Below are 25,456 nucleotides of genomic sequence, written 5' to 3' on the forward strand. Positions count from 1 at the left end.
ACGTGCTTTCCGAAAATCGATTCCGATTTCAGGAATTATGCAGTATGAGGCAACAAAGCCGCCTCACGGCGCGGATTCGCGGAGCAGATCATGGAACGTACTTGTCTTGCCGTCATCCTTGCCGCCGGTGACAGCACGCGGATGAAATCCTCGAAATCGAAAGTGCTGCATCCGGTCGCTGGACGGCCGATGATCGCCCATGTGGTCGAGGCGGTCGCCTCTGCCGGGATCGCCTCCGTCGCCCTCGTCGTCGGCCGCGATGCCGAGGATGTGGCAAAGGCGGCGGCGATCGACGGCGTCGGTATCGAATCCTATCTGCAGAAGGAGCGTCTTGGCACCGGCCATGCGGTGCTGGCTGCGCGCGAAGCAATCGCCAAGGGCTATGACGATATCCTCGTTACCTATGGCGACGTGCCGCTGCAGACCGACGCGCCGCTAAAGGCCGCCCGCCAGGGACTTGCCGACGGTAGTGATGTCGTCGTTATCGGTTTCCATACCGACCGGCCGACCGGCTACGGCCGCGTGCTCGTCAAGGACGGCGAACTGATCGCCATCCGCGAGGAGAAGGACGCGACCGATGCCGAGCGCACCGTCACCTGGTGCAACAGCGGGCTGATGGCGATCAACGGCCGCAAGGCGCTCGATCTTCTCTCGCGGATCGGCAACGCCAATGCCAAGGGCGAATTCTATCTGACCGATCTCGTCGAGATCGCCCGTTCGCTCGGCGGCCGCGTTACCGCCGTCGATGCTCCTGAAATCGAGATGACCGGCTGCAACAACCGCGCCGAACTCGCCGTCATCGAGCGCTTCTGGCAGGAGCGCCGCCGCCACCAGATGATGCTGGCGGGCGTCACCATGATAGCGCCGGAAACGGTCTTTCTGTCTTATGACACCGTCATCGGCCAGGACGCGCTGATCGAGCCGAATGTCGTCTTCGGTGCCGGCGCGGTCATCGACAGCGGCGCAGTCATCCATGCCTTCTCGCATATCGAGGGTGCCCATGTCAGCCAGGGTGCGACCGTCGGCCCCTTCGCGCGCCTGCGCCCGGGTGCCGATCTCGCCGACGGTTCGAAGGTCGGCAATTTCTGCGAGGTCAAGAACGGCCGGATCGGCGAGGGCGCCAAGGTCAACCATCTCACCTATATCGGCGATGCGGTCATCGGCGCCGGCAGCAATATCGGCGCTGGGACGATCACCTGCAACTATGACGGCGTCAACAAGAGCGAGACGGTGATCGGCGAAAACGCCTTCATCGGTTCCAACTCCTCGCTGGTCGCGCCGGTGACGATCGGCGACGGCGCCTATATCGCCTCCGGCAGCGTCATCACCGCCGACGTGCCGGCCGACGCGCTGGCGCTCGGCCGGGCCCGCCAGGAGATCAAGCCCGGCCGCGCATCGCTGCTGCGCGAGCGCGCGCTCGCCATCAAGGCGGCGAAAAAGGCGAAGAGCTGAGCGGCCTTGCGTAACCGGCGGAAATTGAAAGTGACCGCCGAGGTAATTGAGAAATAAGCAGGAATCGTTAGGACTGGCCTCGTCATCGAAGCCTTATGGGGAATATATTGCATGTGCGGTATTGTGGGGATTGTGGGAAGTCAGCCTGTTGCCGGGCGCCTGGTCGATGCGCTGAAGCGTCTCGAATATCGCGGCTATGACTCCGCCGGCGTCGCCACCATCCATGAAGGGGTGATGGATCGCCGCCGCGCCGAAGGCAAACTGTTCAATCTGGAAAAGCGCCTCGATGCCGAACCGCTGCCGGGCGTGGTCGGCATTGCCCATACCCGCTGGGCGACCCACGGCGTGCCGAATGAGACCAACGCCCATCCGCATTTCGTCGAAGGTGTCGCTGTCGTCCACAACGGCATCATCGAGAATTTTTCCGAGCTTCGCGACGAATTGACCGAGGCGGGCGCTGTCTTCGAAACCCAGACCGACACCGAGGTCGTCGCCCAGTTGATGGCGAAATACCTGCGCGAGGGCCTCGAGCCGCGCGCCGCCATGCTGCAGATGCTGAACCGGCTGACCGGCGCCTATGCGCTCGCCGTCATGCTCAAGGCCGATCCCGGCACGATCATGGCCGCCCGCTCCGGACCGCCGCTTGCCGTCGGCTACGGCCGCGGCGAAATGTTCCTCGGCTCGGACGCGATTGCGCTGTCGCCCTTCACCAACGAGATCACCTATCTCGTCGACGGCGATTGCGCCGTCCTCACCCGTGACAGTGTCGCCGTCATCGATTTTACCGGCAAGCCGGTCAAGCGCGCCCGCCAGATTTCACAGGCGACCGCCTATGTCGTCGACAAGGGCAACCACCGCCATTTCATGGAAAAGGAAATCTACGAGCAGCCCGAGGTCATCTCCCACGCGCTCAGCCACTATGTCGATTTCGCCGAAAACACGATCGGCGCCAATGCCGCGGCAATCGACTTCAAGGCGGCGACCGGCCTTGCGATCTCGGCCTGCGGCACCGCTTATCTCGCCGGTCTCGTCGGCAAATACTGGTTCGAGCGTTATGCCCGCCTTCCGGTCGAGATCGACGTCGCCTCCGAATTCCGTTACCGCGAAATGCCGCTGTCGTCGTCGCAGGCCGCACTCTTCATCTCGCAGTCGGGCGAAACCGCCGATACGCTGGCATCGCTGCGTTATTGCCGTGACAACGGCCTGAAGATCGGCGCGGTCGTCAATGTCCGCGAATCGACGATCGCCCGCGAATCCGACGCCGTCTTCCCGATCATGGCCGGCCCCGAAATCGGCGTCGCCTCGACCAAGGCCTTCACCTGCCAGCTCGCCGTGCTGGCGTCGCTCGCGATCGGCGCCGGCAAGGCGCGCGGCACGGTGAGTGCGGAGGAGGAGAGGGCGCTGGTGCGCCATCTCGCCGAAATGCCGCGCGTCATGAGCCGGGTGCTGAACCTCATCCAGCCGCAGATGGAAAGCCTGTCGCGCGAACTGTCGAAGTGCAAGGACGTGCTCTATCTCGGCCGCGGCACCAGCTTCCCGCTTGCCATGGAAGGCGCGCTGAAACTCAAGGAAATTTCCTATATCCACGCCGAAGGTTATGCCGCCGGCGAATTGAAGCACGGGCCGATCGCGCTGATCGATGAGAATATGCCCGTTATCGTTATCGCTCCCTACGACCGTTTCTTCGAAAAGACCGTTTCGAACATGCAGGAGGTCGCAGCCCGCGGCGGTCGAATCATCTTCATCACCGACGAGGCGGGTGCTGCGGCCTCGAAACTGCCGACCATGGCGACGATCATCCTGCCCGTTGTCGACGAAATCATCGCGCCGATGATCTTCTCGCTGCCGATCCAGCTGCTCGCCTATCACACCGCCGTCTTCATGGGCACCGACGTCGATCAGCCGCGCAATCTGGCGAAATCCGTGACCGTGGAATAAGCCCGCGACGCCCCGATCTTCGCGCCGAAACATATTGTGTGACGCCCCGAATTCTGGCAGTTTTACCAGGCGGACAAGGGGGAAGGGCCGGCGTTCCGGCCTGTCCAGGACCGAGATGGAGCTCATCAGGAGAGATGACCGACAACACCCCCAGAATGCCGGTCGCGACCCGGCTGAGGAATAATTTTCTCGCGGGCCTGATCATCTGCGCGCCGATCGCGATCACCATCTGGCTGACCTGGACCTTCATCCACTGGTCCGACAGCTGGGTCAGGCCCTATATTCCGGCGCGCTGGAATCCGGAAAGCTATCTCAATTTCGCCATTCCCGGTTTCGGCCTGCTGACGGCCGTCGTGCTGATCACCGTTGTCGGTTTTCTCGGCAAGAACCTGATCGGCCAGAGCATCGTCGGTTTCGGCGAATCGGTCGTTCAGCGCATGCCGCTGGTGCGCACGATCTACAGAAGCGTGAAGCAGATTTTCGAAACGGTGCTGAAGGAGCAGTCGAACTCCTTTAAGAAAGTCGGCCTCATCGAATATCCCAGTCCCGGCCTCTGGGCGCTGGTTTTCGTGGCCACCGACGCCAAGGGCGAGATCGCTTCGAAGTTCAACGCCATGGGCCAGGATATGGTTGCGGTCTTCCTGCCGCCGACGCCGGTGCCGACCGCCGGTTTCCTCGTCTTCGTACCGCGCGAGAAGATTGTGCTGCTCGACATGTCGCCGGAAGATGCCGCCAAGTTCCTGATCTCAGGCGGGCTCGTGGCTCCTGAAATCCCTCAGTCCGAGCCGAAGCCGAAGCATTTGCCGCGGCCGAAGCCGGTGGCCGTTTCCAAGGTTGAATGACGCATGTCGCCCAAAAGTGTTTAGCGGTTTTGGGATAACAACATGCACGGCGCGTGTGGCGCGCTTTATCCTGCTCTGAGGAACCGGATCGCCTCGTCGCGGCGGAAAAGATAAAGCAGGGTGCGGATCGCCTGTCCTCTTTCGCTGGTCAGTTCCGGATCGCGCTCGATCAGATAGGCCGCATCCTTGCGGGCAATCTCGAGCAGATCGGCATGCGCCTCGAGGCTGGCAATGCGGAAGCCCGGTGTGCCGGATTGCCTTGTGCCGAGCAATTCGCCTTCGCCGCGCAGCTTCAGGTCCTCTTCGGCGATGCGAAAACCGTCCTCCGTCTCCCGCATGATCGAAAGCCGGGAATGGCCGGTTTCGCCGAGCGGCCCCTTATAGAGCAGGATGCAGGTCGAAGCCTCATCGCCGCGACCGACGCGGCCGCGCAGCTGATGCAATTGCGCCAGGCCGAAGCGTTCGGCATGTTCGATCACCATGATCGTCGCATCCGGCACGTCGACGCCGACCTCGACGACTGTCGTGGCGACGAGCAGCCGGGTCTCGCCGTTCTTGAATGCCATCATCGCTGCATCCTTCTCCGGCCCGCTCATGCGGCCGTGGATGAGGCCGATATCGGGACCGAGTGCCGCGACCAGCGTCGCATGCCGCTCCTCGGCCGACATCAGGTCGAGCTCTTCGGATTCTTCGACCAGCGGGCAGATCCAGTAGGCCTTCTTGCCCTCGGCTATCGCGCTCTGCAGCCGCCCAACGATTTCGCCTGTTCGCTCCATCGGCACTGTGATCGTCTGGATCGGCTTGCGGCCGGCCGGTTTCTCGGTGAGTTTGGAGACGTCCATGTCGCCGAAGGCGGCAAGCACCAAAGTGCGCGGGATCGGCGTTGCCGTCATCACCAACATATGCGGCGAGATGCCTTTGGCGGTCAGCCGCAGCCGCTGATGCACGCCGAAACGATGCTGCTCGTCGACGACGGCAAGCATGAGGTTGGCGTAGGTGACGCTGTCCTGGAACAGCGCATGCGTGCCGATGACGATCTGGGCGGCGCCGGAGGCAATGCGCTCCAGGATGTCCTCGCGTTCACGGCCCTTGGTGCGCCCGGTCAGCACCTCGATGCCGAGCCCTGATGAGGCGGCGAATTTCGAGATCGTCGCATGGTGCTGGCGTGCCAGGATTTCGGTCGGCGCCATCAGCACGGCCTGACCGCCGCTCTCGATCACCGCCGCCATCGCCATCAGCGCCACCAGCGTCTTGCCGGCGCCGACATCGCCCTGCAGCAGCCGCAGCATGCGTTCCGTTCCGGCCATGTCCTTCAGAATGTCGGCGATCGCCTCGGTCTGGCTTGATGTGAGTTGGAAAGGCAATGTCTTCAAAATTTTGCCGCTGATTTCGCCGGTCGCATGCACCGGCTGACCCGCCACTTTGCGCAGCCTCTGGCGCACCAGGCTCAGCGACAGCTGGCCGGCGAGGAATTCGTCATAGGCAAGCCGGCGCCGGGCAGGGGCCTGCGGATCGATATCTCCGGGGTCGCGCGGCTCATGCAGCATGTGGAAGCTGTCGCGGATCGACGGCAGGCCCTGCTTCTCAGTCAAGGCGAGATCGATCCATTCCGGCAGTTCGGGAAAGCGCGGCAACGCGCCGTCGATGATCTTGCGCAATGTCTTCGGCGAGAGCCCCGCCGTCAGCGGGTAGATCGGCTCCACGAGCGGCAGGTTCTCCGCTTCGTCTGCTTTGACGATATGGTCGGGATGCACCATCGAGGCGCGGCCGTTGAACCAGTCGACCTTGCCGCTGACCGTCACCTCGGCGTCAACGGGCAGCTGTTTTTCCAGCCACGCCGCCTGTCCGCGGAAGAACACCAGCGTCAACTCGCCGGTCTCGTCATGTAGGAAGACGCGGTAGGGCACATTGCTTTTGCCGCGCGGCGGCACCTGGTGCCGGTCGACCCGCGCTGTGATCGTCACGATCGCGCCCTGTGGCGCGCGGGCGATCCCCGGCTGGTTACGCCGGTCGATCAGCGAAAAGGGCGCGTGGAAGAGGAGGTCGATGACCCGGCAATCCTCCGGCGTGTCGCGCCCGAGCAGTTTCACCAGCAGTTCGGCGATCTTCGGGCCGACGCCCGGAAGGCCCGAAATGGGAGAAAACAGCGGATCGAGAATGGCGGGGCGCATGCGGCCAAAATGCGATGAACAATGCGGCCTTGGCAAGGCTGACAAGCCGCTTTCCAGGGTCTATAGAGGCGCATCAACAGGAAGGTAATACCATGACAGGTGTCACGCTCACGAGTGCCGGTCTCGACCCGCGCCGCCGCCGGATCCTTTTCCGTTGCTGGCATCGCGGCATTCGCGAGATGGATCTGGTTTTCGGCCAGTTTGCCGAAGCCGAGATCGCGACGCTGTCGGATGCCGAACTCGACGAGTTCGAGACGATCATGGCGGAAGAGGACAATGATCTGGTTCGCTGGATCATGGGAACATGGCCGGTGCCTGAACGTTTCCAGACGCCGATGTTTGCCCGCCTGGCCGCTTACACGCCCGATTTCGACAAGCCCCTCAGGACGCCGGAATGATCCCTGGTTTTGATGCGAAGAAGCTTGCGGCCATTGCCGAGCCGCTGACGATCGGCAATGTGCCCGCCGGCCTTGAAACGCTGCTGCTCGCCGAGCTCGCCCGCGCGGGAGAGCCGGTCGCCTATGTCATATCCGACGGCCACCGCATGGCCGATCTCGAGCAGATGCTGGGCTTCGTCGCCCCCGACATTCCGGTTCTCACCCTGCCGGCCTGGGACTGTCTGCCCTATGACCGCGTCTCGCCGAGCGCCGATACCTCGGCCCGCCGGCTTGCCGCGCTCGGCGGCCTGATTGCCCACCGCAAAAAGCCGCATGCGGCGATCGTGCTCGTCACCGCCAATGCCATGCTGCAGAAGGTGGCGCCCCAGGATGTGATCGAGAGCCTCAGCTTTTCGGCCCGTCCCGGCAACCAGCTGCGCATGGACGATCTCGCCGGCCGCCTGGAGCGCAACGGCTTCGACCGTGTTGCGACCGTTCGCGAGGTCGGCGAATATGCCGTGCGCGGCGGCATCCTCGACGTCTTCGTGCCGGGGTCGGAAGAGCCGGTCCGCCTCGATTTCTTCGGCGATACGCTGGAATCGATCCGCAGTTTCGATCCGGCGAGCCAGCGCACCACAGGCCAGGTGCGCTCGCTCGATCTCAATCCGATGAGCGAGGTGACGCTGACGCCGGATACGATCAGCCGCTTCCGCAAGAATTATCTCTCGGCTTTCGGCGCGTCGACGCGTGATGACGCGCTCTATCTCGCCGTCTCCGAAGGCCGCCGTTATCCCGGCATGGAGCATTGGCTGCCGCTCTTCTACGAAAAGCTCGATACCGTCTTCGATTATCTCAGCGGCTTCCGTATCGTCACCGACCATACGGTGCGTGAAGCGGCCGAAGAGCGCTCCAAGCTCGTTTTCGATTATTACGACGCCCGCCTGAATTCCGGCCAGCCGGCCAAGAATCAGATGGCCCAGGGCACACCCTACAAGCCGGTGACGCCGGGCCAGCTCTATCTCGACAGCAAGCTTTTCGCAAAAACTCTGGATGCGCTCGGTGCGATCCGCATCAGCCCCTTCAACGAAATCGAAGGCGAGGCGAGGCGGGTCGTCAATATCGATGCCCGCCAGGGCCAGCGCTGGGCCCGTTCGAATGCCGAGGGCGGCGATGCCGAACGCATCAACATCTTCGACATCGTCGTCAAGCATATTGCCGACCGCCGCGCCGGCGGCGCGAAAGTGCTCGTCACCGCCTGGACCGAAGGCTCGCTGGAACGTCTGCTACAGGTGCTGAACGAGCACGGCCTGGAAAAGGTCAAGCCGATCGAGGCGCTGAAGGATGTCGCTTCGTTGGCGCGGGGCGAAGCGGCGGCTGCCGTGCTCAGCCTCGAATCCGGCTTCGAGGCTGGCGATCTCGTCGTCATCGGCGAGCAGGATATATTAGGCGACCGCATGGTGCGCCGCTCGAAGCGCCGCAAGCGTGCGGCCGATTTCATTGCCGAGGTCGCCGGCCTCGACGAAGGCTCGATCGTCGTCCATGCAGAACATGGCATCGGCCGTTTCATCGGCCTGCGGACCATCGAGGCGGCAGGCGCCCCGCATGCCTGCCTCGAGCTGCAATATGCCGACGAGGCCAAGCTCTTCCTGCCGGTCGAAAACATCGATCTTCTCTCGCGTTATGGCGGCGAGGGCACCGAAGCCCAGCTCGACAAGCTCGGCGGCGGCGCCTGGCAGATGCGCAAGGCCAAGCTGAAGAGGCGCCTGCTCGATATGGCCGATGCGCTGATCCGCATCGCCGCCGAGCGCCTGACGCGCCACGCGCCGATGCTGACGACGCCCGAAGGTCTTTACGACGAATTCGCCGCCCGCTTCCCCTATGATGAGACCGAAGACCAGGACAACGCCATCGAGGCGGTCCGCTCCGATCTCGGCGCCGGCCGGCCGATGGACCGTCTGGTCTGCGGCGACGTCGGTTTCGGCAAGACCGAAGTGGCGCTGCGCGCCGCTTTCGTCGCGGCGATGAACGGCGTTCAGGTTGCCGTCGTCGTGCCGACTACGCTGCTGGCCCGCCAGCATTTCAAGACCTTTTCCGAGCGTTTCCGCGGCCTGCCGGTGCGCATCCAACAAGCCTCGCGCCTGGTCGGCGCCAAGGAGCTGGCGCTGACCAAGAAGGAAGTGGCCGACGGCAAGACCGACATCGTCGTCGGCACGCATGCGCTGCTCGGCGCCGGCATCAAATTCGCCAATCTCGGCCTGCTCGTCATCGACGAGGAGCAGCATTTCGGCGTCAAGCACAAGGAGCGGCTGAAGGAGCTGAAGAGCGACGTGCATGTGCTGACGCTGTCGGCAACGCCGATCCCGCGCACGCTGCAGCTCGCCATGACCGGCGTGCGCGAACTGTCGCTGATCACCACGCCGCCGGTCGACCGCATGGCGGTGCGCACGTTCATCTCGCCCTTCGACAGCCTGGTCATCCGCGAGACACTGATGCGCGAGCATTATCGCGGCGGCCAGAGTTTTTACGTCTGCCCAAGGCTTGCCGACCTCGCCGACGTGCACGCCTTCCTCCAGTCGGATGTGCCGGAGCTGAAGGTTGCCGTCGCCCATGGCCAGATGCCGGCCGGCGAACTGGAAGACATCATGAACGCCTTCTATGAAGGCCGCTATGACGTGCTGCTGTCCACAACCATCGTCGAATCCGGCCTCGATGTGCCGACAGCCAACACGCTGATCGTCCACCGCGCCGATATGTTCGGCCTCGCCCAGCTCTATCAGCTGCGCGGCCGCGTCGGCCGCTCGAAGGTGCGCGCTTTCGCGCTCTTCACCCTGCCTGTCAATAAGGTGCTGACGGCAACCGCCGACCGCCGGCTGAAGGTGCTGCAGTCGCTCGACACGCTTGGCGCCGGCTTCCAGCTGGCAAGCCACGATCTCGATATTCGCGGCGCCGGCAACCTGCTCGGCGAAGAGCAGTCGGGCCACATCAAGGAAGTCGGCTTCGAACTTTATCAGCAGATGCTGGAAGAGGCGGTCGCCGAGGTCAAGGGCGTCGACGAGATCCATGACACCGGCTGGTCGCCGCAAATCTCTGTCGGCACGACGGTGATGATCCCTGAGGGTTACGTGCCAGATCTGCATCTGCGCATGGCGCTTTATCGCCGCCTCGGCGAAATCACCGAACTCAAGGAGATCGACGGCTTCGGCGCCGAGATGATCGACCGTTTCGGGCCGATGCCGATCGAAGTGCAGCATCTGCTGAAGATCGTCTACATCAAGTCGCTCTGCCGCACTGCCAATGTCGAAAAGCTCGATGCCGGCCCGAAGGGCGTGGTCGTGCAGTTCCGCAACAAGGAATTCCCTAACCCGGCAAACCTCGTCGGTTATATCGGCAGGCAGGGCACGATGGCGAAGATCCGCCCCGATCACAGCCTGTTCCTGACCCGCGACCTGCCGACCCCGGAAAAGCGCCTGCAGGGTGCGGCTGTTGTCATGACGCAGCTGGCGGAGATGGCGAAGTAAACAGAGGAAGATGCAGATGGCGACATATGGCGCGACGATCGCCTGGGAGCGAAACGGCGAGACCTTCACCGACAATCGCTACAGCCGCGTCCACCGCTGGACCTTCGATGGCGGCATCGAGGTGAGGGCGTCTTCTTCCGCGCATGTCGTCCCGATGCCCTATTCAGCCGAGGACGCAGTCGATCCGGAAGAGGCTTTCGTCGCTTCGCTCTCCAGCTGCCATATGCTCTGGTTCCTGTCGATCGCCGCCAAACGGGGATTCTGCGTCGACAGCTACATCGATGCCGCCGAGGGCATCATGGAGAAGAATGCCGAAGGCCGCCTCGCCATGACCGTCGTGACGCTGAGGCCGCATGTGGTTTTCTCCGGCGACAAACAGCCCTTTCTGAGCGAGCTCGAAGCCCTGCATCATCGCGCCCACGACGAATGCTTCATCGCCAATTCGGTTAAGACCGAGGTGCAATGCGTTCCTGTGCTGGGTTGAGCTAAGGCCGGTTGCCAAATAGAAAGGCGCACAGTTTCGTTCTCCAAGTCATTTTCTGGAAATAGAGACTGTATACTTGGTTTTTGCGAAAAAGTGACTTCTCGATCTTAACGATAATTTTTTGCTCTCCTGGGCCGACCGTGTCGCCATCCTTCACTTCTGCCCGATGCTCGATCAGGTATGTCGCGAAGGCAAGCATGAACTCATGCAAATCGCGACGGGTGCCGGGAAAGCCTCGCGCTTCAACGTTCTTCAAGCCGAAGTTCCCAAATCCCTCTGTGGAGCAAAAGATTGAAGGCGTGGGAAAACGCGACATATTCTCTTTCGCAAAGAAGCAGGAAATAAAAAGCGGAACAGCGATTTCAGATTTGTTATCAAGTACCGGCAGCGCCATCGAAGTCGGCAACAACGTTCCTGAGGAAGGGAATGCGACGCCGATCGCAGAAGTGACACTTGTGAGAATTGAGCGCAGCGTCCTTTGCAAGGTCAGAGCTTTTTGCTTTGCACTGCCTTTGCCAAAAATGGTGACAATAATATGAGATCGATGCTGACTAATTTCCTCCCAGGCGGTCGGCCAAAACCACACATTTCTGATTTCTGGGTCGGCTTCATGCAAAGGAGCCGGAAGATCCATGAACATCACGCTGCCGATCAAGGTAGAATCTTGAAAAATGAAAAGGGGTTTCTCTTCGTCGTTTTCCAGGATCTCGATCGTTGAGTTGGGGCAGCTCTGCTGTAGCGCAAGTGAAATAGGCGCAAGACAGTTTGAATCATCGTCCCCCAAAAATGTGATCGCGATCATTGATTCAGAATTCGAAGCAAGTTCACCCGAAGATAGCAATGGAGCACTCACTTGAAGGTCCTTCTAAAATACTAAGGCAGATGAAATAAATTGGCCGCAGTAGGAGTACTTCAAATGAAGCTACGCCGTCTGTCGTGTCGTTATCGGTGCCTCATCGCAAAAACTGGACCTAGTCGGCCGGTGGTTCCCACCAGCCGATCAGCGTTGCCCATTCATCGGCGCCATCCATTATGGTGTCGAATAGCGGATCCTTGATGTTTGGCGGCGCGCTTGAGTGCTGCGAAATCCTCCACTCAACTTTGCCGCGGCTCTGGATCTCGATCCGCATCGATAGCCTCAGTTGAGCCCCGATCGCGCCTCGGCTTTCGCCTTGGCGATATCGCGTAGAGCGCCTGCCAGCACATCCGGCGTCTGTGCGCCGCTGACCGCATATTGCTGATCGAAAATGAAGAAGGGCACGCCGTTGACGCCCATCTCCTGTGCCGCCTTGATCTCGGCGACGATCAGGTCGCGATCGGCATCGGAGGCAAGCAGCGAGGCGATGACCGAGCGGTCGAGGCCGGCCTTTTCGGCAATATCGAGCAGCACTTGATGGTCGCCGACATTGCGGCCTTCCTCGAAATTCCCCTTGAACAGTGCCGTGACGACCTTGTCCTGCTTCTCGCGGCCTTCGATCATCGCCCAGTGGATCAGCCGATGGGCGTCCAGCGTGTTCGGGCCGATCTTGATCGCTTCGAAATCGAAGGCGATGCCGACGCCGCGGCCGAGGTCAGTGAGCATCTTGTGGGCCTGGGCCACGCGCTCCTCGCCGCCGAGCTTCTCGGCCAGCGCCTTCTTCTGGTCGACGCCTTCCTTGGGATAGTCTGGATTGAGCCGGTACGGCCGCCAGTTGATGTCGACGCCGATCTCGTCCTGCACTTCGGCGATGGCGAGCTCCAGCCGCGCCTTGCCGAGATAACACCAGGGGCAGACGACATCCGAGACGACGTCGATGGTGATGCGTTCCATGAGGGTCTTCCTTATTCTATGCGTCTCCTGGGAGACATTGGGCGGCGGCAGTTCGGCGCGTTCTACTGCACGCTCGCATCCCACCATACCGGCAGCTGATAACCATTGAGGGGCACGCTGTCGGGACGACCGATGCGCTTGCTGTGCGCCACCCATTGCTGGTCGATATGATAGAGCGGCAGCACGTAATGGCCGGAGAGCAGCAGCCGATCATAGGAGCGCACCGCCGCGGTGAAATCCTCTGCCGAGCGCGCCCTGAGCAGATGGTCGATCAGTGTGTCCAGATCGGGATCGTTGGCACCGGCGAAGCTGTCCGTCCCTTCGCGCGTGCGTGCGGCGGAAGACCAGCGGCCGAGCTGTTCGTTACCCGGCGACAGCGACGAGGTGTAGGATTTCATGATCATGTCGTAATCGAAGCTGTTCGTCCGGCTCTGATATTGCGAATCGTCGACCGTGCGAATCGAGGCGGCAATGCCGATCGCCTGCAGTGACCGCTGGTAGGCGATGGCAAGCTTTTCCTGGTCGGCATTCTGCGTCATGATTTCGAAGGCGAGCTGGCGGCCTGAAGCATCAGCCATCTTGCCGCCCTGGATCGTATAGCCGCCCTGTTTCAACAGCTCGACCGCCTGCTTCAGCACATTGCGGTCGCGGCCCGAGCCATCGGTCACCGGCAGCTTGTAGGTGCCGTCGAGAATACTGGGCGCGATTTTGTCCTTGATTGGCCCGAGCAGAGCAAGCTCTGACGCATTGGCCGGAACGCCGAAACTCGAAAGTTCGGAATTCTGCCAGAAGCTCTGCGTGCGCTTATAGGCACTGGAATAGAGGTTCTTGTTTGCCCACTCGAAATCGAACACCAGCGACAGGCCTTCGCGCACTTTGGGATCGGTAAAGATCGGCCGGCGCGTATTGAACACGAAGCCGAGCATGCCGCTCGGCAGTTTCGGCGTGTACACCTCCTTGACGACAGCGCCCGAGGTGACGGCGGGGAAATCATAGGCATTGGCCCAATGGCCGGGATTGCCATCAGGATAGACATCGATATCGCCCTTCTTGAAGGCCTCGAACAGCGTCGTGTCCTGCAGGAAATATTGCACGGTGATCTGGTCGTAATTGTCGGTGCCGACTTTGGAGGGAATGTCCTTGCCCCAGTAGTTCGGATCACGCTCATAGGTGATGCTCTCGCCGGGCTTCACCGTCTTGACCTTGTAGGGACCGGAGCCGACTGGCGGGGTCAGCGACGAACGGTCGAAGGTTTCCGGATCAATCGCATGTTTCGGCAGCACCGGGAAAAGACCGAAAATCAGCGGCGTCTCGCGGTCGGCCTTGTCGTTGAAGGTGAAACGCACACTGTGTTCGCCGACCTTTTCCATCTTGGCGACGACGTTGAGGCGGTTGGCGAAGGGCACGCGGCCCTTGTCGCGCATCAGCTCGAAGGTGAACATCACGTCTTCGGGCGTCACCGGCTGGCCATCGGCCCATTTCGCCTTCGGATTGAGGTTGAACTGGATGAAGCTCCTGTCCTCGTCCCATTCCACCGTCTCGGCCAGCAGGCCGTAGAGCGTGAAGGGCTCGTCCCTGGAGCGCTGCATCAGCGATTCGTAGACGAGATTGCCATATTCCGGATCCCACATGCCGCGTGCCGTTGTGCGCATGCTCTTCAGAATGAACGGGTTGAGGCTGTCGAAGGTGCCGACGACGCCGTAGGTGATCTTGCCGCCCTTCTTCACATCGGGATTGACGTAAGGGAAGTGTTTGTAATCAGCCGGCAAGGCCGGTTCGCCATGCATCGCGATTCCGTGCAGCGGTTCGGCGGCAACAGCGCCGCACAGCAGCGAGAGGACGAGGGGGACGACGATCCGGAGCATTCGGCAATCCTTGCGACCACGAAAACGGGCATGATTCACCGCGGAGATTAGCATGGGGTCGCTCGATTCCAACACGGAGCGGCGATTTCTTCGGCATCGCGACGAAATTGCGCCTCGAATTGCCAAAGAAATGCTGGATATCTTGAACGCTGCGATGTAACAGGTGAACCCGAAGTTTGGGGTCATGCATTTGCCTTATTTTTTTAAGAGGTGAGTGCCGAACGACCCGATGGTTGGGGCGGCAAAGACGCGGCCCCGAACGGATATCAGGAGACGGAATTCGTTATGATGTTCAAGTCTGAAAAGAAAATGCGGGCAGCACTGTCCGTTCTGGCAGTGGTGTTCGGCGCTTCGGCACCGGTCTCCTCCTTCGCACAGGATGCGGCGGCGCAGGCTCCGGCCGATGGCCAGGCGCAGGCCGCCGGCGCGCCGAAGCTCGGCTGGTACAAGACCTGCAGCAAGCAGGAAGACAACGACATCTGTGTTGTCCAGAACCTGATTCTCGCCAATGGCGGCCAGCTCGTCACGGCCGTCGGCCTGATCTCCGTCACTGGCAAGATCAACCGCAAGCTCCTGCAGGTCTCGGTTCCCACGGCACGCCTGATTCCCCCGGGCATCATCATGCAGATCGACGGCGGCAAGGGCCAGAAGCTCGACTACGCCGTCTGCCTGCCGGACAAGTGCACGGCCGAAATTCCGTTGACCGACGCGATGATCGCCAGCCTCAAGAAGGGCAGCGACGTGATCTTCACCTCGATCAACTTCCGTCGCGCTCCGAACCCGATCAAGATTTCGCTCGAAGGCTTCACCGGCGCTTATGACGGCGAACCGGTTTCCGAATCCAAGCTCGCCGAAAGCCAGCGCAGCCTGCAGGAAGGCATGCAGAAGAAGGCTGAAGAGGCCCGCAAGAAGCTGGAAGACGCCCAGAAGGCAGCCAAGGCTCAGTAATCCTGCCGCCGCCATATTGAATAGAAACCCGGCTTCAAGCCGGGTTTTTTGTTGATCGACTGCTGGCGCCATGGCTGCTCGGTTCGAACCTGAAGCTGCCCCTCTCCCCGTGAAAAACGGGGAGAGGGGACGTGCTTTGCGAGAGGTGTGCGGGGACCGAGAGCTTGCGGCTTGGTCCCTTCGCCCCGCGAGCGGGGGTCCGAAGGACGGGTCGAAACCCGTGGCTCGGCCCCGGTCGGTGGCGGCAGCCGGATGAGGGGCTTCCCCGTGGAAGGAAATAGAGAAATGGCCGTATTATCAGCGGCCGCGCAAGCCGCATTTGTTACCAACAGAAAAGGCCTCGCTGGGAGAGGCGAGGCCTTGTTCATGCTGTGGATCAACCGATCTAGTGGGCGAAGCTCATCTTGGGTTTGAACTGCCCGGACGGGGCCTGATCGAAAATCTGGTAGATCTGCGGGTTGCGAAGCGGCGTGCCGCTTTCATCGTTCATCAGGTTCTGCTCGGAGACATAAGCGACATATTCGCTTTCGTCATTTTCGGCGAGCAGGTGATAGAAGGGCTGATCTCTGCTCGGGCGCACCTCGGCCGGAATGGAATTCCACCATTCCTCCGTATTCGCGAACTCCGGATCAACGTCGAAGATGACGCCGCGAAACGGGAAAACCTTGTGCCGGACCACTTCGCCGATACTGAACTTTGCTACTCTTTCTTTCATGGTACGACTTCCTTTCATCACCAAATTTGGTGATTGGTGCCGCGCAAATCAAGATTTTTGCGCAAGCGCGTCACATGAACGTCATATCCTCCTGCTGGCGTCCATGACCCTGGGAGGGGAAAGCCCCGGAGACCGGGACTTTCCGTGTTCAGGCCAATCAGGCCGAATAGTACATGTCGTATTCGACTGGATGCGGCGTCATTTCGAAACGCATCACCTCTGCCATTTTCAGCTCGATGAAGGCATCGATCTGGTCGTCGTCGAACACGCCGCCGGCGGTCAGGAACTTGCGGTCCTTGTCGAGGCTTTCGAGCGCTTCGCGCAGGCTGCCGCAGACGGTCGGGATCTTCTTCAGTTCCTTCGGCGGCAGATCGTAGAGATCCTTGTCCATCGCCTTGCCCGGATGGATCTTGTTCTTGATGCCGTCGAGGCCGGCCATCAGCATGGCGGCGAAAGCGAGATAGGGGTTGGCGGTCGGATCCGGGAAGCGGACTTCGACGCGCTTGGCCTTCGGGTTGGAGCCGAACGGAATGCGGCAGGATGCCGAGCGGTTGCGGGCCGAATAGGCGAGCAGCACCGGCGCTTCATAACCCGGGACGAGACGCTTGTAGGAGTTCGTCGACGGATTGGTGAACGCGTTGATCGCCTTGGCATGCTTGATGATGCCACCGATGTAGAACAGGCAGCTTTCGGAAAGGCCTGCATATTCGTCGCCGGCGAAGGTCGGCTTGCCGCCCTTCCAGATCGACTGATGCACGTGCATGCCCGAGCCGTTGTCGCCGAAGATCGGCTTCGGCATGAAGGTCGCCGTCTTGCCGTAGGCGTTTGCCACCTGGTGCACGACGTATTTGTAGATCTGCATCTTGTCGGCGTTGCGCACCAGCGTGTCGAACTTGATGCCGAGTTCGTGCTGGGCGGCGGCGACTTCATGGTGATGCTTTTCGACGACGACGCCCATTTCGGAGAGCACCGTCAGCATTTCCGAGCGCATGTCCTGGGCACTGTCGACCGGGGGAACCGGGAAATAGCCGCCCTTGACGCGCGGGCGATGGCCGAGGTTGCCGGTTTCGTAATCGGTGTCGTCGTTCGACGGCAGTTCCGTCGAGTCGAGCTTGAAGCCCGTATTGTAGGGGTCGGCCTTGTACTTGACGTCGTCGAAGACGAAGAATTCGGCTTCGGGGCCGACGAAGATCGTGTCGCCGATGCCGGATGCCTTGAGATAGGCTTCGGCCTTCTTGGCGGTGCCGCGCGGATCGCGGTTATAGGCCTCGCCGGAAACCGGATCGAGGATATCGCACATGATGACCATGGTCGACTGAGCGAAGAACGGGTCCATATGCACCGTCTCGGTATCGGGCATCAGCACCATGTCGGACTCGTTGATGGCCTTCCAGCCGCCGATCGAGGAGCCGTCGAACATCACGCCGTCAGCGAACATGTCTTCGTCGACGCAGACGACGTCCATCGTCACATGCTGCAGCTTGCCCTTCGGGTCGGTGAACCGCAGATCGACGAACTTCACGTCGTTCTCTTTGATCTGCTTCAGAATTTCGCTTGCGGTCGCCATTAAATACCTTCCTCCGATTTGCAATGACAATAGGTGGCCGCGCTGACCGTATCGAACTTTGCGCGGTTGGCAAAGTGGGTCAGATGGCGTCGATGCCGGTCTCGCCGGTACGGATGCGGATTACCTCTTCGACATTGGAGACGAAGATTTTTCCGTCGCCGATGCGGCCGGTCTGCGCCGCCTTGCGGATCGCATCGATGACGGCCTCGGCGTTCTCGTCGGCCAGCACCACCTCGACCTTTACCTTCGGCAGGAAATCGACGACGTATTCGGCGCCGCGGTAGAGTTCCGTGTGGCCCTTCTGACGGCCGAAGCCCTTGGCTTCCGTGACCGTAATACCTTGCAGGCCGACTTCCTGAAGAGCTTCCTTCACTTCGTCCAGCTTGAAAGGCTTAATGATCGCTTCGATCTTTTTCATGAGAAAATATCTCTCCGCTTCTCCCGTTATGGCAGGAATGTTCCCGCTCGCCGGATATGATGCAGATATCGTGCCAGTTTGAAATCCATCTTATCGAAAAAAGACGTCAATTCCGTCAAAACCGGCGCGTTTGCGGGAGATTTCATGTCGTTTTGGTGACGGAGAAGTGGAAAAACATTGCCTCAGGGCCAGAATCACATCCAAAACCGAAAAAATCTCGAATATCAGCAACTGTGAAAGCATAACGATGCGAGATTAAAATATGGGCAAATGCACAAATAAAGCGCTCTTCTTTATCCTCTCAGGCGGTTGTTTTTTAGGCGTTTATTGAATTGAATGGGCCGATGAGCCAACATCTGTCCGACCTTCTTCTGACGCCCGCCGAAATGGCCGCCGTCGATGCGGCCGCTGCCGCATCCGGTATCGATTCCTTCGGCCTGATGGAAAGGGCAGGGGCTGCGGTTGCGGCGGCCGCGCTGCGGCTTCATCCGGATGCGCTGCGTTTCGTCCTGCTTTGTGGTCCGGGCAACAATGGCGGCGACGCCTATGTCGCGGCAAGACATCTGCAGGAGTGCGGGGCGACGGTGGCGCTCTTCCATCTCGGTGATCCCTCAAGGCTGAAGGGCGATCCCGCCCGCGCCCGCTCCGGCTGCGCGCGCCAGGGACAGGAGCTTCGCCTTTACCAGCCCGAAACCGGTGACGTCGTCATCGATGGCCTGTTCGGCGCCGGGCTCGGCCGCGAGGTGCCGGCCGATGTCGGCGCGCTGATCGGGCGCGTCGCCGAGGCCGGTGTCCCGGTCATTGCCATCGATCTGCCCTCCGGCCTCGATGGCCGTACCGGCAAGGTGCTGGGTGCGGCCTTCCGGGCGCAGAACACCATCACCTTCATGACGCGAAAGCCCGGCCATCTGCTGATGCCGGGCAGAGAGCTTTGCGGTGAACTGGAGGTCTTCGACATCGGTATCCCCGCCCGCATCGTCAGGGCCACAGCAGGCGGCGTTATCGCCGAGAACAGGCCGGACGCCTGGAAGAGCGTGCTGCCGGCCGAGCAGATGGAAACCCACAAATACCAGCGCGGCCATCTGGTGGTCTTCTCAGGCGAGGCCGACAAGACGGGGGCTGCGCGCATGTCGGCGATATCGGGCCTGAAGGCCGGCGCCGGCCTGGTGACGATCGCTGCCCCTCATGCGGCGATGGCCGCCAATGCCGCGCATCTCACAGCCGTCATGCTGCGTGCGATCGACGACGAGGCCGACCTCGAAAACTGGCTCGCCGACAAGCGGCTGCAGACATTCGTGCTGGGTCCCGGTTTCGGCATCGGCGCCAGGGCACGCGGCTTCGTCACCGCCCTTGCCGATCGCCATCTCGTGCTCGATGCCGACGGCATCTCCTCGTTCAAGGACGATCCGCAGCAGCTTTTCGATCTCTTCCGGGGCAAGCCACGCCTGGTGCTGACGCCACACGAAGGTGAGTTCTCGCGGCTCTTTCCCGATATCGGTAGCGACGATGCACTGGGGAAGGTGGATAAAGCAGTGGCTGCGGCCCGCCGCGCCAATGCCGCGATCGTCTATAAGGGCGCCGATACTGTCATTGCTGCGCCGGACGGGCGGGCGCTGATCAATACCAATGCTCCCGTCTGGCTTGCCACCGCCGGTTCCGGTGATGTGCTCGCCGGTATCATCGGCGCATTGCTCGCCCAGGGCCTGCCGGCCTTCGAAGCCGCCGCCGCCGGCGTCTGGCTGCACGCGGAGGCCGGCCATCGCGCCGGAAAGGGCCTGACGGCGGAAGACCTCGCAACCCACGTCCGGCCTCTTTAACCCACCCGATGCTTCAGCTTCGGGTTGCGATGCTTCAGCTTCGCGCCGCCCGATGCGTGAGCCCTTGGCCTATTTCGCCAGCACCTGCTGCAGGGCGATCGCTCCATGCGGCGCGTTCACCTTGCCCTCATGGATCATGAAAGCGAAGACGTCGCGCGGCTCGGCCTTGACCTTGCGATCCGGATCGATCAGCGGCAGGTCGTCGGGGATCTTGCCCTCGGCCCAGACCTCCAGCCGGTTCGCCCAGGCCTTCAGTTCCTTGTCCGGATAGCAGGTCGCAATATCGTCCGAGCCCTTCTGCAGCCTGGCATAGACGAAATCGGCGGTGACGTCGGCGATCATCGGATATTCGAAATGCTCGGCGCAGACCGGCGCCACCCCGTACTTCGCAAGCAGCGCCACAAATTCCGGCACCTTGAAGGAATCGTGCCGGACCTCGACCACGTGGCGAAGCGCCAGCCCGTCCTGTTTTGCCGGCAGCAGCTTCAGGAAGGCCTCGAAATCGTCCGGATCGAACTTCTTCGTCGGCGCGAACTGCCAGAGCAGCGGCCCGAGATGATCGCCGAGTTCGCTGATTCCAGATGACAGGAACCGCTCCATCGATTCACCGGCTTCGGCCAGCACCCGCCGATTGGTGACGAACCGCGTCGCCTTCAGCGAGAAGATGAAACCATCGGGCACGTCAGCCGCCCACTTGGCGAAGACCGCAGGCTTTTGCGTGCTGTAATAGGTGCCGTTGACCTCGATGACCTTCAACTGGCGGCTGGCATAATTCAGCTCGTCCTTCTGTTTCAGGTCATCGGGAAAGAAATGCCCGCGCCAGGGCTCGAAGGTCCAGCCGCCGATGCCGGTGCGGATAGTGCCGGATTTCGTCATGTCGTCCTCCCTTTTGACAGCCGTTCAGGCTGCATCGATCTCTTTCATCATGTCGACGAGCGTCCACCCTGGCCGATAAGGGCTCGGCCGGCGACCCGTTTCCTGAAATCCGAAGGCGCGATAAAGCGCGATATTCCGCCCCATCCGCGCATTGGTGTAGAGCCGGATCTCCGACACGGCCCATTCCTGCGCCTTGCCCTCCAGCCAGCGCAGCATCGCAAGCCCATGTCCGGCGCCCTGAAAGGCCGGTGAGACCGCGATGCTGAACAGCATGAGGTGATCGGAATGCCGCTCGATGACCACGAGGCTCGCCGCTTCGCCACCGATCTCGCGCAGCCAGACCTCGCCGCGGTCGATCCGCGGCGCATAATCTTCCGTCACCGGGACCGGTGGAGCGCCGAAGAGCTCGGTATAGGGCCGATAGGCGGCTGCCGTCAGCGCCGCGATCGTTTGCAGATCATCGGGCGACGCCAGCCTCATCGTCATTCCGCCGCAACCGCCTTCTTCGCCGGCCGCCGCTCCAGCAGTTCCTTGAGGAAATGTCCGGTATAGGAGCGCTTCTCCTTGACGATCGCTTCGGGCGTGCCGACCGCCACGATCTCACCGCCGCCATCGCCGCCCTCGGGACCGAAATCGAGCACCCAGTCGGCCGTCTTGATGACTTCGAGATTGTGCTCGATCACCACCACCGAATTGCCCTGGTTGACCAGCTCGTGCAGCATTTCCAGCAGTTTGGCGACGTCGTGGAAATGCAGGCCGGTCGTCGGCTCGTCGAGAATATAGAGCGTGCGGCCGGTCGAGCGTTTCGACAGCTCCTTGGCGAGCTTGACGCGCTGCGCCTCGCCGCCCGAGAGCGTATTGGCCTGCTGGCCGACCTTGATATAACCGAGGCCGACATCCTTCAGCGATTGCAGCTTGTCTCGCACGGCAGGCACCGCCGCGAAGAAATCGACGCCTTCCTCCACCGTCATGTCGAGCACGTCGGCGATCGACTTCTGCTTGAAGGTGACGTCGAGCGTCTCTCTGTTGTAGCGCTTGCCGTGGCAGACGTCGCAGGTGACGTAGACATCGGGCAGGAAGTGCATCTCGATCTTGATGACGCCGTCACCCTGGCAGGCTTCGCAGCGTCCGCCCTTGACGTTGAACGAGAAGCGGCCGGGCTGGTAGCCGCGGGCCTTTGCCTCCGGCAGGCCGGCGAACCAGTCGCGGATCGGCGTGAAGGCGCCGGTATAGGTCGCCGGGTTCGAACGCGGCGTGCGGCCGATCGGCGATTGATCGATATCGATCACCTTGTCGATATGTTCGAAGCCGTCGATGCGGTCGTGATCGGCCGGATTTTCACGCGCGCCCATGACGCGGCGCGCTGCCGATTTATACAGCGTCTCGATCAGGAAGGTGGATTTGCCGCCGCCGGAAACGCCGGTCACCGCCGTGAACACGCCGAGCGGGATCGACGCCGTGACATTCTTCAGATTGTTGCCGCGCGCCCCGACCACCTTGATCTCGCGGCCCTTCTTCGGCTTGCGGCGCTCGTTGGGAACGGGAACGCCGAGTTCGCCCGAGAGATATTTGCCGGTCAGCGACTTCGGATTGTCCATGATGTCCTGCGGCGTGCCGTGGGCGATAACCTCTCCGCCGTGAATGCCGGCGGCGGGGCCGATATCGACCACGTCGTCGGCCGTCATGATCGCATCCTCGTCGTGTTCGACGACGATAACCGTGTTGCCGATGTCGCGCAGGTGTTTCAGCGTATCGAGCAGCCGGGCATTGTCGCGCTGATGCAGGCCGATCGACGGTTCGTCGAGCACGTAGAGCACGCCGGTCAGTCCCGAGCCGATCTGCGAGGCGAGCCGGATGCGCTGGCTCTCGCCGCCCGACAGCGTGCCCGAGTTGCGCGACAGGCTGAGATATTCCAGGCCGACATCGTTGAGGAAGCGCAGCCGGTCGCGGATTTCCTTGAGGATGCGTACCGCAATCTCGTTCTGCTTGGCGTTGAAGCTTGCCGGCAGCGTCTCGAACCAGTCGCGGGCGACGCGGATCGACATGCCTGTGACTTCGCCGATATGCAGCGTGCCGATCTTCACTGCCAGGGCCTCCGGCTTCAGGCGGAAGCCATTGCAGGAAGGGCAGGGAGCGGCCGACATGAAGCGCTCGATATCCTCGCGCGCCCAGGCGGAATCCGTCTCCTTCCAGCGGCGCTCGAGATTGGTGATGATGCCTTCGAAATTCTTGTGGGTCGTATAGGAGCGGGCGCCATCGGCGTAATGGAATTCGATCTTGTCGTCGGTGCCATTGAGAATGACGTCCTTGGCCTCGTCGGAGAGATCGTTCCAGCGGGTGCCGAGCTTGAAGCCGTAATGTTTGCCGAGTGCTTCCAGCGTCTGGTTGTAGTAGGGCGAGGTCGACTTGGCCCAGGGCGCGATCGCCCCGTCGCGCAGCGTCCGCTCGGGCTCGGGCACGATCAGGTCCGGATCGATCTTCTGCTGGGCCCCGAGGCCGTCGCAGGTCGGGCAGGCGCCGAAGGGATTGTTGAAGGAAAACAGCCTGGGCTCGATCTCGGGAATGGTGAAGCCGGAAACCGGGCAAGCGAATTTTTCCGAAAACAGCACGCGCTCATGCGTCTCGTTCAGCGACTTGTTGGCCGAGCCGCCGGCCGAGGTCTCTTCCGGCGGTAGCGGCTTGTCGGCGAATTCGGCAATCGCCAGCCCGTCGGCGAGCTTCAGGCAGGTTTCCAGGCTGTCCGCCAGACGGGCCGACACATCCGAGCGCACGACGATACGGTCGACCACCACGTCGATGTCATGCTTGTATTTCTTGTCGAGAACAGGCGCCTCGGCGATCTCGTAGAACTGGCCGTCGACCTTGACGCGCTGGAAGCCCTTCTTCATCAGTTCGGCGAGTTCTTTCTTGTATTCGCCCTTGCGGCCGCGCACGAGCGGCGCGAGAATATAAAGACGGGTGCCTTCGCCGAAATCGAGGACGCGGTCGACCATCTGGCTCACCGTCTGGCTCTCGATCGGCAGGCCGGTCGCCGGCGAATAGGGAACGCCGACGCGGGCAAAGAGCAGGCGCATGTAGTCGTAGATCTCGGTGACGGTGCCAACCGTCGAGCGCGGATTGCGCGAGGTGGTCTTCTGTTCTATCGAAATGGCAGGCGACAGTCCGTCGATCTGGTCGACATCGGGCTTCTGCATCATTTCGAGGAACTGGCGGGCATAGGCCGACAGGCTCTCGACATAACGGCGCTGGCCCTCGGCATAGATCGTGTCGAAGGCAAGCGAGGATTTGCCGGAACCCGAAAGACCGGTCATCACGATCAGCTTGTTGCGCGGCAGGTCGAGATCGATGCCCTTGAGATTGTGCTCGCGCGCGCCGCGGATGGAGATCGTCTTCAGTTCGCTCATCGTCTCAGCTTTGGTCCTTTGGGATAACAGCCCTTATTTAGTGATGCCGACGGGCGAGTCGAGGCTGAATGTCCGCTACAGTCAAGGTTTTCGATTCTGTTGACAGGATCATACGGATAAACTAGAACAAAGAAAGAACAAAATTCCTGATGAATGCATGCGGCCTTCTGATGGATAAACATGTGGATGAACGACCGTTTACGCGCATCGACGGTCCGCGATGGTTTAAGGTGCGCTGATCGATTAACGCCGCCGGGCAGGGCGGCAGGCAGGGTGAGAAGCATGGCTGGTAGCGTGAATAAGGTAATTCTGGTTGGAAACGTGGGTGCAGACCCCGAAATCCGCCGTACTCAGGATGGCCGGCCGATCGCCAATCTTCGCATCGCGACCTCGGAGACCTGGCGCGACCGAAATTCCGGCGAGCGCCGTGAAAAGACCGAATGGCACACCGTCGTCGTCTTCAACGAAGGCCTCTGCAAGGTCGTCGAGCAATATGTGAAGAAGGGCGCCAAGCTCTATATCGAAGGCCAGTTGCAGACCCGCAAGTGGCAGGACCAGCAGGGCCAGGACCGCTACTCGACAGAAGTGGTGCTGCAGGGCTTCAGCTCGACGCTGACGATGCTCGACGGCCGCGGCGATGGCGGCGGCGCAAGCTCCGGCTTCGGCGGCGGCCGTGGCGGCAGCAGCAACAATGACTACGGCGACGATTACGGCGCCCCGGCTCCCTCCTCATCGCCGAGCCGCGGCGGTGGCGGCGGCAACTTCTCGCGCGATCTCGACGACGACATCCCGTTCTGATCGGCTGCCGATCCTGGTTTGAATAAGAATTGAGAGCATGATGCCCTGGACGGTGTCATGCTCTTTTTCTTTGGTCGTGACGAAGGCATTTCCCACCGCAACTGAAGCCATGGATGGGACAGCATTGCAAAATGCTCCTGGGGAATTCTGAATGATTTGCCATGTCTTTGAGAAAACAGTTCAGATTGGCGGGTGCCCAGGACGTCGCGCTGATGAATTTAAGCACCGATTCCGCGGTGGCGATGACGGACGAAGTTGAGGAGCGGCACGCCTCGGAAGACTTGGACGATTTCGACCTCAATGCTCTCATTGGTCTAAAGGCGGTTACCAAGGATGCAGAAAAGGCGTTCGTCAAACTTCTCAACCCTTCCCACGATGATGTGAAGTGTATTACGTGTCTGCGTTGCAGAGGTAGTCTCGATGTCAGTCACCAATAGATTGCATGGAAGACAGCAA

At 61.3% G+C, this 25,456-nt stretch carries 21 protein-coding genes; 10 read left to right on the plus strand and 11 right to left on the minus strand.

The window, feature by feature from the left end:
* The first annotated feature begins 90 nt into the window (after window positions 1–90).
* The 3 genes from glmU (at window position 91) to RHEC894_RS10645 (ending at window position 4,232) form a co-directional block, all read left to right on the plus strand.
* Window positions 91–1,452: a bifunctional UDP-N-acetylglucosamine diphosphorylase/glucosamine-1-phosphate N-acetyltransferase GlmU gene (glmU, locus tag RHEC894_RS10635; protein WP_085737234.1), complete on the plus strand. Its 1,362-nt coding sequence runs from the start codon at window positions 91–93 to the stop codon at window positions 1,450–1,452.
* A gap of 111 nt (window positions 1,453–1,563) precedes the next feature.
* Window positions 1,564–3,390 (plus strand): glutamine--fructose-6-phosphate transaminase (isomerizing), encoded by a 1,827-nt coding sequence (glmS, locus tag RHEC894_RS10640; RefSeq protein ID WP_085737235.1) that lies wholly within the window; start codon window positions 1,564–1,566, stop codon window positions 3,388–3,390.
* A gap of 134 nt (window positions 3,391–3,524) precedes the next feature.
* On the plus strand, window positions 3,525–4,232 hold the full coding sequence (locus RHEC894_RS10645; protein WP_085737236.1) for a DUF502 domain-containing protein: 708 nt from the start codon (window positions 3,525–3,527) through the stop codon (window positions 4,230–4,232).
* 65 nt (window positions 4,233–4,297) lie between these two features.
* On the opposite strand, the gene recG is transcribed toward RHEC894_RS10645, so the two are convergent.
* Window positions 4,298–6,403: an ATP-dependent DNA helicase RecG gene (gene recG, locus RHEC894_RS10650; RefSeq protein ID WP_085737237.1), complete on the minus strand. Its 2,106-nt coding sequence runs from the start codon at window positions 6,401–6,403 to the stop codon at window positions 4,298–4,300.
* Window positions 6,404–6,495: 92 nt separating this feature from the next.
* On the opposite strand from recG, the gene RHEC894_RS10655 reads away from it, so the two are divergent.
* The 3 genes from RHEC894_RS10655 to RHEC894_RS10665 are packed head-to-tail and all read left to right on the plus strand — an operon-like array spanning window position 6,496 to window position 10,782.
* Window positions 6,496–6,801 (plus strand): succinate dehydrogenase assembly factor 2, encoded by a 306-nt coding sequence (locus RHEC894_RS10655; RefSeq protein ID WP_004680228.1) that lies wholly within the window; start codon window positions 6,496–6,498, stop codon window positions 6,799–6,801.
* Window positions 6,798–10,298, plus strand: coding sequence for a transcription-repair coupling factor (gene mfd, locus RHEC894_RS10660; protein WP_085737238.1), 3,501 nt, complete (start codon window positions 6,798–6,800; stop codon window positions 10,296–10,298). The genes RHEC894_RS10655 and mfd overlap by 4 nt, the downstream gene beginning before the upstream one ends.
* A gap of 16 nt (window positions 10,299–10,314) precedes the next feature.
* Complete coding sequence (locus tag RHEC894_RS10665) at window positions 10,315–10,782, plus strand: OsmC family protein (protein WP_085737239.1); 468 nt, start codon at window positions 10,315–10,317, stop codon at window positions 10,780–10,782.
* A gap of 1 nt (window position 10,783) precedes the next feature.
* Here RHEC894_RS10665 and RHEC894_RS10670 read toward each other — a convergent pair whose 3' ends face one another.
* From RHEC894_RS10670 to RHEC894_RS10680, 4 genes are all read right to left on the minus strand, one after another.
* The gene (locus RHEC894_RS10670; RefSeq protein WP_085737240.1) at window positions 10,784–11,584 is read right to left on the minus strand and encodes a DUF4261 domain-containing protein; all 801 of its coding nucleotides are present in this window, start codon (window positions 11,582–11,584) and stop codon (window positions 10,784–10,786) included.
* Window positions 11,585–11,753: 169 nt separating this feature from the next.
* Entirely contained in the window at window positions 11,754–11,912 is a 159-nt protein-coding gene (locus RHEC894_RS32970; protein WP_164517656.1) for a hypothetical protein, read from the minus strand.
* Between the two features lie 8 nt (window positions 11,913–11,920).
* A complete protein-coding gene (locus RHEC894_RS10675; RefSeq protein ID WP_085737241.1) occupies window positions 11,921–12,592 on the minus strand; it encodes a DsbA family oxidoreductase in 672 nt (223 codons plus the stop codon).
* Window positions 12,593–12,654: 62 nt separating this feature from the next.
* A complete protein-coding gene (locus RHEC894_RS10680) occupies window positions 12,655–14,457 on the minus strand; it encodes an extracellular solute-binding protein (RefSeq protein WP_085737242.1) in 1,803 nt (600 codons plus the stop codon).
* Window positions 14,458–14,742: 285 nt separating this feature from the next.
* On the opposite strand from RHEC894_RS10680, the gene RHEC894_RS10685 reads away from it, so the two are divergent.
* On the plus strand, window positions 14,743–15,405 hold the full coding sequence (locus tag RHEC894_RS10685; protein ID WP_085737243.1) for an invasion associated locus B family protein: 663 nt from the start codon (window positions 14,743–14,745) through the stop codon (window positions 15,403–15,405).
* A 385-nt stretch (window positions 15,406–15,790) separates the two neighbouring features.
* Here RHEC894_RS10685 and hspQ read toward each other — a convergent pair whose 3' ends face one another.
* From hspQ to RHEC894_RS10700, 3 genes are all read right to left on the minus strand, one after another.
* Window positions 15,791–16,120, minus strand: a complete 330-nt coding sequence (gene hspQ / locus RHEC894_RS10690) for a heat shock protein HspQ (protein ID WP_003539613.1) — start codon at window positions 16,118–16,120, stop codon at window positions 15,791–15,793.
* A gap of 157 nt (window positions 16,121–16,277) precedes the next feature.
* Entirely contained in the window at window positions 16,278–17,687 is a 1,410-nt protein-coding gene (gene glnA / locus RHEC894_RS10695) for a type I glutamate--ammonia ligase (protein ID WP_028756888.1), read from the minus strand.
* A gap of 79 nt (window positions 17,688–17,766) precedes the next feature.
* Window positions 17,767–18,105 carry a P-II family nitrogen regulator gene (locus RHEC894_RS10700; protein ID WP_003539626.1) on the minus strand — a complete coding sequence of 113 codons (339 nt, stop codon included), beginning with the start codon at window positions 18,103–18,105 and terminating at the stop codon, window positions 17,767–17,769.
* Between the two features lie 344 nt (window positions 18,106–18,449).
* On the opposite strand from RHEC894_RS10700, the gene RHEC894_RS10705 reads away from it, so the two are divergent.
* Complete coding sequence (locus RHEC894_RS10705; RefSeq protein ID WP_085737244.1) at window positions 18,450–19,922, plus strand: NAD(P)H-hydrate dehydratase; 1,473 nt, start codon at window positions 18,450–18,452, stop codon at window positions 19,920–19,922.
* A 69-nt stretch (window positions 19,923–19,991) separates the two neighbouring features.
* Here RHEC894_RS10705 and RHEC894_RS10710 read toward each other — a convergent pair whose 3' ends face one another.
* Genes RHEC894_RS10710 through uvrA form a run of 3 tightly spaced genes read right to left on the minus strand, consistent with a single transcriptional unit; the run spans window position 19,992 to window position 24,202 of the window.
* Window positions 19,992–20,798, minus strand: coding sequence for a DUF72 domain-containing protein (locus RHEC894_RS10710; protein ID WP_085737245.1), 807 nt, complete (start codon window positions 20,796–20,798; stop codon window positions 19,992–19,994).
* A 24-nt stretch (window positions 20,799–20,822) separates the two neighbouring features.
* Complete coding sequence (locus RHEC894_RS10715) at window positions 20,823–21,284, minus strand: GNAT family N-acetyltransferase (protein WP_085737246.1); 462 nt, start codon at window positions 21,282–21,284, stop codon at window positions 20,823–20,825.
* Window positions 21,281–24,202 (minus strand): excinuclease ABC subunit UvrA, encoded by a 2,922-nt coding sequence (uvrA, locus tag RHEC894_RS10720; RefSeq protein WP_085737247.1) that lies wholly within the window; start codon window positions 24,200–24,202, stop codon window positions 21,281–21,283. Before uvrA ends, RHEC894_RS10715 begins: the two co-directional genes overlap by 4 nt.
* Window positions 24,203–24,484: 282 nt before the next feature.
* Here uvrA and RHEC894_RS10725 point away from each other — a divergent pair, with 282 nt between their 5' ends.
* Both RHEC894_RS10725 and RHEC894_RS10730 read left to right on the plus strand, forming a co-directional pair.
* A complete protein-coding gene (locus tag RHEC894_RS10725) occupies window positions 24,485–25,000 on the plus strand; it encodes a single-stranded DNA-binding protein (protein WP_004671899.1) in 516 nt (171 codons plus the stop codon).
* Between the two features lie 161 nt (window positions 25,001–25,161).
* A complete protein-coding gene (locus RHEC894_RS10730) occupies window positions 25,162–25,437 on the plus strand; it encodes a hypothetical protein (RefSeq protein ID WP_085737248.1) in 276 nt (91 codons plus the stop codon).
* Window positions 25,438–25,456: the final 19 nt, after the last annotated feature.

It is taken from the genome of Rhizobium sp. CIAT894 (assembly GCF_000172795.2).
GTDB lineage: Bacteria > Pseudomonadota > Alphaproteobacteria > Rhizobiales > Rhizobiaceae > Rhizobium.

Coding starts and splice junctions, on each gene's coding strand:
- glmU (WP_085737234.1), top strand. CDS start 91: ATGGAACGTACTTGTCTTGCCGTCATCCTTGCCGCCGGTGACAGCACG.
- glmS (WP_085737235.1), top strand. CDS start 1,564: ATGTGCGGTATTGTGGGGATTGTGGGAAGTCAGCCTGTTGCCGGGCGC.
- RHEC894_RS10645 (WP_085737236.1), top strand. CDS start 3,525: ATGACCGACAACACCCCCAGAATGCCGGTCGCGACCCGGCTGAGGAAT.
- recG (WP_085737237.1), bottom strand. CDS start 6,403: ATGCGCCCCGCCATTCTCGATCCGCTGTTTTCTCCCATTTCGGGCCTT.
- RHEC894_RS10655 (WP_004680228.1), top strand. CDS start 6,496: ATGACAGGTGTCACGCTCACGAGTGCCGGTCTCGACCCGCGCCGCCGC.
- mfd (WP_085737238.1), top strand. CDS start 6,798: ATGATCCCTGGTTTTGATGCGAAGAAGCTTGCGGCCATTGCCGAGCCG.
- RHEC894_RS10665 (WP_085737239.1), top strand. CDS start 10,315: ATGGCGACATATGGCGCGACGATCGCCTGGGAGCGAAACGGCGAGACC.
- RHEC894_RS10670 (WP_085737240.1), bottom strand. CDS start 11,584: ATGATCGCGATCACATTTTTGGGGGACGATGATTCAAACTGTCTTGCG.
- RHEC894_RS32970 (WP_164517656.1), bottom strand. CDS start 11,912: ATGCGGATCGAGATCCAGAGCCGCGGCAAAGTTGAGTGGAGGATTTCG.
- RHEC894_RS10675 (WP_085737241.1), bottom strand. CDS start 12,592: ATGGAACGCATCACCATCGACGTCGTCTCGGATGTCGTCTGCCCCTGG.
- RHEC894_RS10680 (WP_085737242.1), bottom strand. CDS start 14,457: ATGCTCCGGATCGTCGTCCCCCTCGTCCTCTCGCTGCTGTGCGGCGCT.
- RHEC894_RS10685 (WP_085737243.1), top strand. CDS start 14,743: ATGATGTTCAAGTCTGAAAAGAAAATGCGGGCAGCACTGTCCGTTCTG.
- hspQ (WP_003539613.1), bottom strand. CDS start 16,120: ATGAAAGAAAGAGTAGCAAAGTTCAGTATCGGCGAAGTGGTCCGGCAC.
- glnA (WP_028756888.1), bottom strand. CDS start 17,687: ATGGCGACCGCAAGCGAAATTCTGAAGCAGATCAAAGAGAACGACGTG.
- RHEC894_RS10700 (WP_003539626.1), bottom strand. CDS start 18,105: ATGAAAAAGATCGAAGCGATCATTAAGCCTTTCAAGCTGGACGAAGTG.
- RHEC894_RS10705 (WP_085737244.1), top strand. CDS start 18,450: ATGAGCCAACATCTGTCCGACCTTCTTCTGACGCCCGCCGAAATGGCC.
- RHEC894_RS10710 (WP_085737245.1), bottom strand. CDS start 20,798: ATGACGAAATCCGGCACTATCCGCACCGGCATCGGCGGCTGGACCTTC.
- RHEC894_RS10715 (WP_085737246.1), bottom strand. CDS start 21,284: ATGACGATGAGGCTGGCGTCGCCCGATGATCTGCAAACGATCGCGGCG.
- uvrA (WP_085737247.1), bottom strand. CDS start 24,202: ATGAGCGAACTGAAGACGATCTCCATCCGCGGCGCGCGCGAGCACAAT.
- RHEC894_RS10725 (WP_004671899.1), top strand. CDS start 24,485: ATGGCTGGTAGCGTGAATAAGGTAATTCTGGTTGGAAACGTGGGTGCA.
- RHEC894_RS10730 (WP_085737248.1), top strand. CDS start 25,162: ATGTCTTTGAGAAAACAGTTCAGATTGGCGGGTGCCCAGGACGTCGCG.